Origin of the sequence: Acinetobacter sp. G11 (assembly GCF_049808495.1) — a bacterium.
Lineage (GTDB): Bacteria > Pseudomonadota > Gammaproteobacteria > Pseudomonadales > Moraxellaceae > Acinetobacter > Acinetobacter kookii.
Map to the genome: position 1 here is coordinate 1 of NZ_JBNCAT010000054.1, position 11,663 is coordinate 11,663.

Here is an 11,663-nt window from a genome sequence, read left to right on the forward strand (position 1 = left end):
ATTTATTTGAAAGGAAACTTTTAAGGTCACTCTTTGTGCCTGATAAAAAATGGCGAAAACAAGAAGAACCTCAATTGAGGTTCTTCTTGTGATATTTGTGGGACAGTAGTGACCTCACGGTGGCTTTTTCAATCTAAAAATTAAGAACTTTGCAGCAAATAATTACCGATCAAGAACAATATTTGTAGCCCTACGACTGCCATAAAAAACATCCAGCCTTTCTTACGTAAAGTCGCTTTATCAATATTTGTATAGATTACAGTTTTTGGCATTGTGTCACCTCGCTTAGAGATTCAATCCTGAACTTGTATTTAGTGAACCATCTTTCTTCCATATTGCATCGTGATTGGGCATAAAACACACAAATATCCTTTCACACCAATATAAAAGCAAAATCCAAACCAAGTCCAGCGGGAGAAATAAAATTAAAAAATAAAACTTACAAAACAAAAAGCCACCCTAAAGGTGGCGCTACTAACGATGCTATTTTAAATTATTTTTCCATTTGGTCAAATATTTTCATTAAAACACTTATTTAAATTAATAAAAAAGGGCTGCATTAGCAACCCTTTTTTATTTTAGAAATGATTAACCAATGAACTTACGTGCATTGCGGAACATGCGTAACCATGCACCATCTTCAGTCCATTCCTCAGGTTTCCAGGAATGCTGAACAGCACGGAAGTTACGTTCAGGGTGCGGCATCATAATCGTTGCACGACCGTCTTGCGAGGTCACACCGGTAATTGCTTCCGGTGAACCGTTCGGGTTCAATGGATATTGCTGTGTAGCATTACCCAGACTGTCTACATAACGCAGGCTGACCTGACTGCCTGCATTTAACGCAGCAATCTTGTCTTCAGTTGCAACCACACGACCTTCGCCATGTGCTACCGCGATTGGAAGAATCGAACCTTCCATACCGTCTAGAAGAATAGAGTGAGATTTTTCAACACGTACGTTGACTGCACGCGCTTCAAACACTTCTGAAGTGTTGCGGTGGAAACGAGGCCAGTTTTCTGCACCCGGAATCAGTGGAGCCAATTGCGACAACATTTGACAACCGTTACAGATACCCAAAGAGAAGGTTTCTTGACGATGGAAGAATTTCTCGAACTGGTCACGCAGTTTAGGGTTGAATAGAACTGATTTCGCCCAACCACCGCCTGCGCCCATTACGTCACCGTAAGAGAAACCGCCACAAGCCACAATACCTTCAAAGTCATCCAGGCTGATACGGCCAGCAAGCAAGTCGCTCATGTGCACGTCAACAGTGTTGAAGCCCACTTTGTCGAATGCCGCAGCCATTTCAACATGACCGTTTACGCCCTGTTCACGTAAAATCACCATGTTTGGACGACGTGAATTGATAAACGGCGCTTCTACAGGTTCATTCAGGTCAAATGTCGGCTGAGCAATAATACCTTTGTGGTTCTTGTCAGTGATTAAAGCAAACTCAGAATCCGCAGTTTCAACGTTGTCACGTAGACGCTGGATTTGATGTGATACTTCAGTCCAGGCCACTTGCAAGTCAGCACGTTCAAGCACCAGACCATTTACAGTTAACTGATCAGTGTTGTTGACTGTACCTACTACAGACATTGCATCTTTTAAGCTAGATGCTGCAACTTCTGCTTGAAGTTCTGCCCAATCAGATTTGCTGATTTGAAGAACTGCACCAATTTCTTCGGCAAATAAAGCCTCAGTCGATTGATCTTCAAGCGCTACACCCAGACGTGAAGCAAACATCATTTCTGCAACAGTAGCCAGTAAACCGCCATCACCGATGTCATGATAAGCCTTGATCAAGCCACGGTTGTTCCAGTCTTGAACCAATGCAAAGAATGCTTTGAAATCTTCGAAGCTGTCTACATCAGGTGTTACAGAACCAATCGCTTTATACACCTGAGCCAGGATCGAACCGCCCAAACGGAACTGACCTTTAGACAAGTCGATACGTACCAGTACTGAATCTTGATTTTTCAATTCAGGGGTCAATGTTTGACGTACATCGGTTACCGGTGCAAATGCGGTAATTACGCCAGACATTGGAGAAGTTACAGACTTGTCTTCGCCTTCGTCGTTCCAGGTGGTACGCATAGACAATGAGTCTTTACCGACAGGAATCGCGATACCCAGCGCAGGACACATTTCCATACCGATGGCTTTCACACCTTCGAATAAAGCTTGGTCTTCACCCGGTTGACCTGCAGCCGCCATCCAGTTCGCAGACAGTTTAATGTCGCTAATCTGGTCAATTTTTGCAGACATGATGTTCGAGATTGATTCAGCTACAGCCAAACGTGCAGATGCAGCAGGGTTTAAAAGCGCAACTGGTGGACGTTCACCCATCGCCATCGCTTCACCAGTGAAGCCGACTAAACTTGTAGTGGTCACCGCAGCATCTGCTACAGGAACTTGCCAAGGACCGACCATCTGGTCACGCGCAACCATACCGGTAATTGAACGGTCACCGATCGTGATCAGGAACGATTTAGAAGCAACGGTCGGATTTTTCAGAACGCGGAAAATCGCATCTTTCAGGTCAGTGACTTTAGATGCATCAAAGTCGTCGCCTTTGCGTTCAATCGTTTCATATGAACGGCTCATGCGCGGCGTACCGCCAAGCATCACCTGCATTGGCATATCCACGGCTTTGTTTTCAAACAATGGATCTTCAACAGTCAAATGACGTGCTTCAGTCGCTTCACCCAATACTGCAAACGGGCAACGTTCACGTGCACAAAGAGATTCAAACAGGCTTAAAGAACTTGGACGAATCGCCAGGACATAACGTTCCTGTGCTTCGTTCGACCAGATTTCCATTGGAGACATGCCTGGCTCAAGCGATGGAATCTTACGCAGGTCAAGCACAGCACCTAACTCATGATCATTCACAAGCTCAGGCATGGCATTGGAGATACCGCCCGCACCCACGTCATGTACAGACACGATCGGGTTGAAATCTTCCATGCGCCAGCAGGCATCAATCACTTCCTGGCAACGGCGTTCCATTTCCGGGTTTTCGCGTTGTACAGAAGCGAAATCGAGGTTTTCACCCAATTTACCGCTGTCTACAGAAGATGCTGCACCGCCTCCCAGGCCGATCAGCATGGCAGGACCACCCAGCACGATGAGTAAATCGCCCGGCTGAATCGCATCTTTTTCCACATGGTCAGGACGGATGTTACCGTAACCGCCAGCAATCATGATTGGCTTGTGGAAACCTTTCACTTCACCATTCACGTTTTGTTCAAAAGTACGGAAGTAACCATTTAAGGCAGGACGACCAAATTCGTTGTTAAACGCAGCACCACCCAATGGGCCTTCAATCATGATTTGAAGTGGAGATGCCATACGTGATGGCTTGCCATAGTTTTCTTCCCAAGGCTGTTCAAAGCCTGGAATGTTCAGGTTCGATACGGTGAAACCGGTTAAGCCAGCTTTTGGTTTACCACCACGACCTGTTGCACCTTCATCACGGATTTCACCGCCTGAACCGGTCGCAGCACCGGCAAATGGTGCAATCGCGGTTGGATGGTTGTGGGTTTCCACCTTCATCAGGATGTGAGCAGCCTGGCTCTTGTATTTATAAACGTGGTGACCTGTTTCATTGTCTTTTTTAGGATAGAAACGCTGCGTGTCAAAGCCCACGATCACAGAAGCGTTATCTTTATAAGCCGACAATACGTCTGTTGGAGATTCTTTATAGGTGTTTTTAATCATCTGGAACAATGACAATGGCTGTTTTTCACCATCAATGGTCCATTCAGAACCAAAGATTTTATGACGGCAATGCTCAGAGTTGGCCTGAGCAAACATCATCAATTCGATGTCGTGCGGGTTACGACCCAGCTTGTTAAATGCTGCGGTTAAATAATCAATTTCTTCATCTGACAAGGCAAAACCAAATTCAGAGTTGGCTTTAACCAATGCGTCTTTACCCTGACCTAAAATATCAATGCTATTTAAAGGTTTTGGTGCAGTTTCGACAAACAAAGCCGCAGCGTCATCAATATGATTGAACACGCTTTCAGTCATACGGTCATGTAAAACCTGTTTAACTTCATTGGATACTTCAGAGATACCTTTTAAAGTAAACAAAACACCGCGTTCTAGGCGGTGTATCGGAGTATTACAGTTGGCAAAAATATCAGTCGCTTTAGAAGACCACGGAGAAATCGTGCCTAGACGTGGCGTTACAAGAATCTGAATTTCATCACTTGCTGCCTGACGAACTTCAAAAGAAGCACCATCATTTAATAATTGTAATGCAGATTGATGCTGCTGTTCGTTGAGCGCTTGATCAAACAGATAAATCCATTGACTTTCAATTGATTGAACAGAACTCATTGACGCAAGACGGTTTAAGAGTTGAGTTTTCTTAAAAGAAGAGTGTGCTGGTGCACCGGCCACGATAAACATGCTGATTTTGGCTCCACGGGCAGGTCTATTTGACCCTACCGCCAATGTGACTTAGAGAGAGCGCATATTCTACTGTGTATTGGCAAAATCAGCTAGATAGAAATTCACGAATGTGGCATCTATTCACTCAAGAACAGGGAAGAATATTTTATTTTTCAGATAAAAATTTTAAAACTCATGAAGATTTAATCGATGAATATCTTGTTTCTAAATATTATCGCAACAACTTGAGTTTATTCTGAATTCTGTATGGACCATTGATTTTAAGGCATGGTATTCGAATCTTATTTTTTATCTCAACAAATACCCTGCTGTCGACTCCTTCATATAACTTGTCATGAATCCATCTATAGACTGTTTTATTAGAAAGACAAATCATGTCGCCCTGCTCTAGTCGGTGAGACTTTTTTTTGGCATGATGAATTCAGCTCTTCACTGAATAATGATAAATGGAACAAATGCGTTGGTTGGAACTGCTTTCGACAGTTCGTATTGGTAGCAAAAAACAAAGTTCAGAACAGGCACGTAGCCCTTTTCACAAAGATTATGACCGCATTATCTTTTCACAAAGTTTTCGCCAGTTAAACCGTAAAACCCAGGTGCATCCGTTAACTCAGCACGATGGCATTCACACCCGTTTGACCCATTCACTGGAAGTGTCGTGTATTGGCCGTTCACTGGGCATGCTGGCAGCGGAAAAAATTAAAGATCAACTCCCTGTGTGGATTTCCCCTGCCGATGTCGGTGCCATTATTCAGGCCGCATGTCTGGCACACGATATTGGCAATCCACCCTTTGGACATGCTGGTGAATACGCCATTCGTGAATGGTTTGATGATGTATCTCATGGCAATTTTCTGGAAAAATTGACACCGGAAGAACAGGCCGATGTACGCCAGTTTGAAGGCAATGCCCAAGGCCTACGTTTATTGACCAAAATTGATTACCATCCGAATGACGGTGGTATGCGCCTGACTTTTGCCACATTAGGGGCTTATCTCAAATATCCGTGGCTGTCTAAAACCATTGCCTCGCAAGGGGATCGCCCGGCCAGTCAGCGGGCAAAATTTGGCTGTTACCAGTCTGAAAGAGAGATCTTGAAACAAATTGCTGAACAGCTCGGTTTAATTCAGCTCGGTGAATATCATTATTGCCGACATCCGCTAACCTATTTACTGGAAGCCGCCGATGACATCTGTTATGCCCTGATTGATCTGGAAGATGGCATTATTTTAAATATGCTGTCCTATGAAGAAGTCGAACCGATTTTTCTCGACTTAATCTCGGATTATGGCAAGCCCGAAGAACTGTCCATGCCAACCACCACATGGCAGCAAAAAATTGCCGCTTTACGTGGCCGGGTGATGAAACGGCTGGTGGATGAAGTCACCACGGCATTTGCCAAACATCACTTTGAAATTTTATCGGGTCAACTGAAAGGCAGTTTATTGCAATATTGTTCAGAAGATATTGAACATGGCATTGAACGGGCAAAAAACCTGGCGCGTGACAAGATTTTTGAACATCCGCAAAAGGCGGGTCTGGAAATTATCGCCCATCAAAGTCTTCAAAACATTCTGGATGCCTTTATTCCGCTGACGACACCGCATAAGACTTTAAGCTTTAAAGAACAGCGCTTGATGTCCATGCTGCAACGTGCCGGTGTCAATTTTCAAAGCAACCACTATGAAAATATTATGCAGGTGCTGGACATTATTTCTAAATTCTCAGACCATCAGGCCTACAACCTGTCGCAAGAGTTACAGGGCAATAAAGCCGGCTTGATGTAAAGATGTTGCAGCTATTCTGACTGGAATTTCTGCTAAATTTAAACCATTATGCCTGAGCATTTTGCCTTTATGACAAATGCTCTCTACTATGCAACCAACGATAGATAAGTGAATAAATTAACATGATTGGATGTCTTATTGGCGAGGTGTTGGCTCTAGAAGCACCGACAGTATTATTAAATGTAAATGGTGTGGGCTATGAAATCGACACCCCGCTTTCAACATTTTGCCAATTACAAAAAGGCCAGAAAGTTACACTATGGACGCACCTGGCCGTTCGTGAAGATGCTCAGCTTTTATATGGCTTCTTGAATGCTCAAGAGAAAATCATTTTCCGTACCCTGCTGAAAGTCAACGGTGTGGGGCCTAAAATGGCACTCGGCATTTTATCGACCTTAAGTGTAGAAATGCTGATTCATACCGTTGAACATGAAGATATCAACAGCTTGGTGAAAGTTCCGGGTGTAGGCAAGAAAACCGCTGAACGCTTGATGATTGAACTGCGTGACCGCTTCAAAGCAATGTCTACCGGCACGACTAATAGTCCTACATCAGCACAGCAAATCCAGTTTAGCGGTAACTCTGCTGTCGCAGAAGCCGAAGCGGCATTACAGTCATTAGGTTATAAACCTTTAGAAGCACAGAAACTGGTGAATGCAGCCAAAGGTGACTTCACCGAAGCATCAGATATTATTCGCGCCGCATTAAAATCGATGAATAAATAACCTCATAATTTGAAGTTATAGGTGTAAATAGATGTAATGAAAGGCAGCATGGATGCTGCCGCAGAAATATGGCATATGGACATGCCATTATTTCTGCAAAGGGTTTTGTTACTTTTGCCCTGTCAAAAGTAAGGCATCGCCTACGCGAAAGCAGTGAATATCTTTCATCATTCGCGGCCGTGCAACTAAATGTGGTATGTATGACCATAACGCGACAATCGAATTCACGAAAATAGAACTGACTTAATATGCAAGACCGTCTCATCAGTGGTTCTGAAAAACCCGAAGATCATTTTGATCGTGCCATTCGCCCCACTTCCCTCGATGACTACATTGGTCAACCAGTGGTACGCGAGCAAATGGAAATCTTTATTGGCGCCGCACGCGGACGTGGTGAAGCACTCGACCATACCTTAATTTTTGGTCCACCGGGTTTAGGTAAAACCACACTGGCCAATATTATCGCGCGTGAGATGGGCGGTAATTTAAAATCAACTTCTGGTCCGGTACTGGAACGTGCCGGCGATCTGGCTGCCATGCTGACCAATCTGGAAGAAGGTGACGTTTTATTTATTGATGAAATTCACCGTCTTTCTCCAGTGATTGAAGAAATCCTGTATCCAGCCATGGAAGATTACCAGCTGGATATCATGATTGGTGAAGGACCCGGTGCACGTTCCATTAAGCTGGATTTACCGCCATTTACCTTGGTGGCAGCAACAACTCGTGCAGGCTTGCTCACCTCACCGCTACGTGACCGTTTTGGTATTGTGCAACGTCTGGAGTTCTATTCGGTTGCAGACCTGACGCATATTGTTTCGCGTTCAGCGAATTTAATGGATGTGCCTATTACTGAAGAAGGGGCTAAAGAAGTTGCCCGTCGTGCACGTGGTACACCGCGTATTGCCAACCGTCTGCTGCGTCGTGTGCGTGACTATGCTCAAGTTAAAGGTACTGGCGAAGTAACTCAGGAAATGGCTCAACGTGCACTGGATATGCTGAATGTCGATAAAGATGGTTTAGACACTTTAGACCGTCGTTACTTGAGCATGCTGTTGGAACGTTTTGATGGCGGTCCTGCCGGTGTGGAAGCTTTAGCTGCGGCAATGGCGGAAGATTCAGGCACATTGGAAGATGTGATTGAACCGTATTTGATTCAGCAAGGTTATACCATGCGAACCGCACGGGGTCGTATTGCTACCAATATGGCCTATTTGCAGTTTGGCATGACACCGCCAGAGCCGAAGGATAAATGATTTAAAAGCAGCTTAGGCTGCTTTTTTAAATATTATTTATAAATATTTTTAAGTTCATCATTCAAATAATTTTGCACTAAAATCTCACCTACTTTAAATTCTTTCACCCATTGATCAAGACTATCACTCAAAGCCAGCTCATTCATACCGGCAGTATATAAACTCCAAGAGAGTAATTGCATTTTTCGAAAATGCTTATTTAGTTTTTCTGAATGTTGGGTTTCATTCCCTAAATATACTCTTAAACGGTTTATAGAACTTTGATAATTATTAAGTAATATTTTGAAATCCCCGTGATGCCTTGAATGAAAAAAATCATCAAATTTTTGTTGTTGTATCTCACTAATACCTATTTCAATTTGGTTCTGTACATTTCCTGCTAAATAAAGATTATCACCAATTAATTCTTTAATTCTCTGTAGAGTATTATTTTTATTTAATATTTCTAACTCCCTAATTTTTAAAATTTTCTGTTGCTCTATTAAACTTTCATTGGATTGAATTTGACTTTCTGTAGACTTTCTCACTACATAAATTGTAATTAAAAATCCAATAAAACTTATTAAAGCTGATACAAAAATTGATCCAGCCACTACCCAATCTGTGGAATGTGTTAAATCCAGATAAATCGTTTTCTCATTCGACGGCTGTAATACTACTGCCTGCGTGTTTTCTTGTTGGTTTACCAATTTTTACCTCTAAAAAATCAAAACAACTTATAAATATATTTTTTATAAATCAAAAAGTTATACTTTATTTTTAAAAATTCATCACTTTTAAAAATCACATTACAGGCGACATGGATATCGCCTATTGGATTGACTTGCGCTACGCTTTAAAACAGTGCTTATCAGGACATACCCCCAATCCAACATAGGGATTTTGTTGCTTTTGTCCCGTCAAAAGCAAATAGACCAAACCATATGGAAAATTAATCACATACAACATTAAAAAGAGTGTCTGGAACTAAGTTCAATTAGCTCATCCTCTCCCAAAAATCATATTCTTGCTTAATTCAGCAAATAAAAGATTTAAGACCTAGAAATCACTCTTACCTCTTCCACTAGCATCAACTCGCATGCCCCATTCCCTGTATCTTCACGACTTAAAGAACTGCGCCACTTCCAGCCATCAGCAGCCGTGACCTCAACCAGTTGTCCTTTCAAATAAATCAGATCATCCTGATCAATCTGTTTCAGCTGTTTTGCAATCTGTTTCGATGCAGGGATCAAGTGCGTATTGGCGCTGTGCGTTGAAATTTCATTCACAGGTATAGGCGGTGCATTTTCATAACGCCAGTAATACCAGCGATTGCTCTGACTAATCGACAACTGCTTATAAACAGCAGGATTGGTCATGCTGCCCCATCCCAAAGCAAAATCAACCGGACTGAGTTCCGCCTCTCGCCCAAAACTATAGTCTTCTCTGGATAAAACCCGAAACTCGCCAGCATAAGCTTCCAGATTGTTGATCCGATATCCCTGAAACTGATGGACTGCTCCAGTAGACTGATAATCAGGTGCATCTGAAATCCCCTTATCCGGTTTCAGCCAGTAATTCCACAGGGCAAAGCCCAGGGCGAAAATCATAATATATTTAAAAAAAGCACTCATTCAGAACCCTAATGCCGGATAGGGCCGTTATGCCCCAATAATAAATAGAATCAAATAAAACTGTTGTGTCACAGATCCAAAAATTAAGAGGGATAAACAAAACTGATAAAAGCTCATTTCACATAAATTTCAATGTATTTACAGTCTTGAAGTCCGTATAAAATCTTTATATTCCAACAATTAATACAAAATATACCTTAAAAGTATATTAAGGCACTCAAATAGTTTTGTCTAAATTTCCTGCATTATGCAATGCTATGGACTCACTGCAATAATCTCAACCTTTAAGGATTCGTTAATATATGGACATATACAAACAGTTCTCCCTTTGTCTTCCACTTCTTCTTTGCAGCCAGCTGAGCCTTGCAGACTGGATTGATGATTCCGTTAAAAATGTAGAAGCCCATACCATTGAGCTTCGACAGCATATTCATCAAAATCCCGAACTTGGCAACATGGAATTCAAAACTTCTGAGCTGGTACAAAAAGAGTTGAAATCTTATGGCATTGAAGTGCGTAAAGGCTATGCCAAAACCGGTGTAATTGGGGTGCTTAAAGGTGCGAAACCCGGTCCAGTGATGGCTTTACGTGCCGATATGGATGCTCTTCCGATTGAAGAAAAAACTGGACTCCCTTATGCCAGTAAAGCCAAAGCCATGTATCAGGGTGCAGAAACGCATGTCATGCATGGCTGTGGTCACGATGCCCATACCGCGATGTTACTGGGTGCAGCCAAGGCCCTGGCAGCCAATAAAGATAAAATTGCAGGCACCGTAGTATTCGTATTCCAGCCGGCTGAAGAAGGCGGTGCCGATGTCGATAACTTTAGCCAAGGCCATTTAATCGGTTCACGTAAAATGATTGCCGATGGTGCATTGGACAATCCAAAACCGGAAGTGATTTTTGGTATGCACGTCATGGCAGGTATGCCAAGCGGTAATATCTCATATAAAGATGGTGCAATTCTGAACAGTGCCGATCATTTACGCATTCAAGTGAATGGCAAACAAGTCCACGGCTCCATGCCTTGGCTCGGTCGTGATCCAATCTATGCTTCTTCGCAAATGATCAACAACATGCAAAGTTTAATCAGCCGTAATGCAGATTTGACCAAAGGCATGGGCGTAGTCAGTATTGGCAGCATTCACGGCGGGACAACGGGTAATGTCATTCCCGATCAGGTGAATATGGTCGGCACCATTCGCTCTAACAGTGAAGATGTCCGCCAGGGCATTTTAAAAGCTTTACCGAACATGCTCGAACATAATGCCGCTGCCAATCAGGTCACAGCGAAAGTGGAAATTGCACCCTACGCGCCTGTGACCACCAATGACAAAACATTAACAAAACTGATGCAATCCACGCTGGCTCAGGTGAATGGCAAAGATAAACTGCATGTACTGGACAACAATGCCAGTGCCAGCGAAGATTTTGCCTATTATGGTCAGCTGATGCCATCCCTGTTTGTCTTTGTAGGCGCAACGCCTGCCGATCAGGACATGGCCAAAGCGGCGCCGAACCATAACCCGTTATTTATCGTCGATAATGCGACCTTAAAAACCGGGGTAGAAAGCCATGTGCGCTTTATCCTGGATTATCCAAAAGTTGCCGAACAGGTACAGGCAGACTGGAAAAAGATGCAAGCTGCAAAAAAAATAAAGTCCATTTTTTTTAAAAAGTGAGCATCCTTTTCTCACTTTTTTTACATCTAGGTAAAGGTCTTGACGATTGAACACAGAATAGATTTCGGTGGTGTTTCAAAAAGTATGCTAGCGTTAAACAAATCCGTTATTAAGGTAAAAGAAAGTCAAATCAAAGGCTTTAAAATGATTTTCGAGCTTTTTAGAAAAGTTG

The 11,663-nt window shown here is 42.9% G+C and carries 8 protein-coding genes and 1 pseudogene; 4 read left to right on the forward strand and 5 right to left on the reverse strand.

From position 1 onward, the window contains the following. Positions 1 to 140: 140 nt before the first annotated feature. Together ACPUEY_RS13585 and purL are read right to left on the reverse strand one after the other, a co-directional pair. On the reverse strand, positions 141 to 272 hold the full coding sequence (locus ACPUEY_RS13585; RefSeq protein WP_425122407.1) for a KGW motif small protein: 132 nt from the start codon (positions 270 to 272) through the stop codon (positions 141 to 143). A 316-nt stretch (positions 273 to 588) separates the two neighbouring features. Continuing rightward, positions 589 to 4,425 carry a phosphoribosylformylglycinamidine synthase gene (purL, locus tag ACPUEY_RS13590; RefSeq protein ID WP_425122408.1) on the reverse strand — a complete coding sequence of 1,279 codons (3,837 nt, stop codon included), beginning with the start codon at positions 4,423 to 4,425 and terminating at the stop codon, positions 589 to 591. Between the two features lie 449 nt (positions 4,426 to 4,874). Here purL and ACPUEY_RS13595 point away from each other — a divergent pair, with 449 nt between their 5' ends. The 3 genes from ACPUEY_RS13595 (at position 4,875) to ruvB (ending at position 8,196) form a co-directional block, all read left to right on the forward strand. After that, the gene (locus ACPUEY_RS13595; RefSeq protein ID WP_092818626.1) at positions 4,875 to 6,215 is read left to right on the forward strand and encodes a deoxyguanosinetriphosphate triphosphohydrolase; all 1,341 of its coding nucleotides are present in this window, start codon (positions 4,875 to 4,877) and stop codon (positions 6,213 to 6,215) included. 122 nt (positions 6,216 to 6,337) lie between these two features. Next, positions 6,338 to 6,940 carry a Holliday junction branch migration protein RuvA gene (gene ruvA / locus ACPUEY_RS13600; RefSeq protein ID WP_425122409.1) on the forward strand — a complete coding sequence of 201 codons (603 nt, stop codon included), beginning with the start codon at positions 6,338 to 6,340 and terminating at the stop codon, positions 6,938 to 6,940. Positions 6,941 to 7,188: 248 nt separating this feature from the next. Continuing rightward, positions 7,189 to 8,196, forward strand: coding sequence for a Holliday junction branch migration DNA helicase RuvB (gene ruvB / locus ACPUEY_RS13605; RefSeq protein ID WP_425122410.1), 1,008 nt, complete (start codon positions 7,189 to 7,191; stop codon positions 8,194 to 8,196). A 32-nt stretch (positions 8,197 to 8,228) separates the two neighbouring features. On the opposite strand, the gene ACPUEY_RS13610 is transcribed toward ruvB, so the two are convergent. Further along, positions 8,229 to 8,885: a hypothetical protein gene (locus tag ACPUEY_RS13610; RefSeq protein ID WP_425122411.1), complete on the reverse strand. Its 657-nt coding sequence runs from the start codon at positions 8,883 to 8,885 to the stop codon at positions 8,229 to 8,231. Positions 8,886 to 9,227: 342 nt separating this feature from the next. Next, complete coding sequence (locus ACPUEY_RS13615) at positions 9,228 to 9,809, reverse strand: hypothetical protein (protein WP_425122412.1); 582 nt, start codon at positions 9,807 to 9,809, stop codon at positions 9,228 to 9,230. Between the two features lie 302 nt (positions 9,810 to 10,111). On the opposite strand from ACPUEY_RS13615, the gene ACPUEY_RS13620 reads away from it, so the two are divergent. Then, positions 10,112 to 11,491 (forward strand): amidohydrolase, encoded by a 1,380-nt coding sequence (locus ACPUEY_RS13620; RefSeq protein ID WP_425122413.1) that lies wholly within the window; start codon positions 10,112 to 10,114, stop codon positions 11,489 to 11,491. A 93-nt stretch (positions 11,492 to 11,584) separates the two neighbouring features. Here ACPUEY_RS13620 and ACPUEY_RS13625 read toward each other — a convergent pair. Further along, positions 11,585 to 11,663 (reverse strand): annotated as a pseudogene (locus ACPUEY_RS13625) (IS1 family transposase); the annotation flags it as partial.

What these genes read in the sequence shown, in the direction of transcription:
- ACPUEY_RS13585 (WP_425122407.1), bottom strand. Translation starts at nt 272, where the DNA reads ATGCCAAAAACTGTAATCTATACAAATATTGATAAAGCGACTTTACGT.
- purL (WP_425122408.1), bottom strand. Translation starts at nt 4,425, where the DNA reads ATGTTTATCGTGGCCGGTGCACCAGCACACTCTTCTTTTAAGAAAACT.
- ACPUEY_RS13595 (WP_092818626.1), top strand. Translation starts at nt 4,875, where the DNA reads ATGGAACAAATGCGTTGGTTGGAACTGCTTTCGACAGTTCGTATTGGT.
- ruvA (WP_425122409.1), top strand. Translation starts at nt 6,338, where the DNA reads ATGATTGGATGTCTTATTGGCGAGGTGTTGGCTCTAGAAGCACCGACA.
- ruvB (WP_425122410.1), top strand. Translation starts at nt 7,189, where the DNA reads ATGCAAGACCGTCTCATCAGTGGTTCTGAAAAACCCGAAGATCATTTT.
- ACPUEY_RS13615 (WP_425122412.1), bottom strand. Translation starts at nt 9,809, where the DNA reads ATGAGTGCTTTTTTTAAATATATTATGATTTTCGCCCTGGGCTTTGCC.
- ACPUEY_RS13620 (WP_425122413.1), top strand. Translation starts at nt 10,112, where the DNA reads ATGGACATATACAAACAGTTCTCCCTTTGTCTTCCACTTCTTCTTTGC.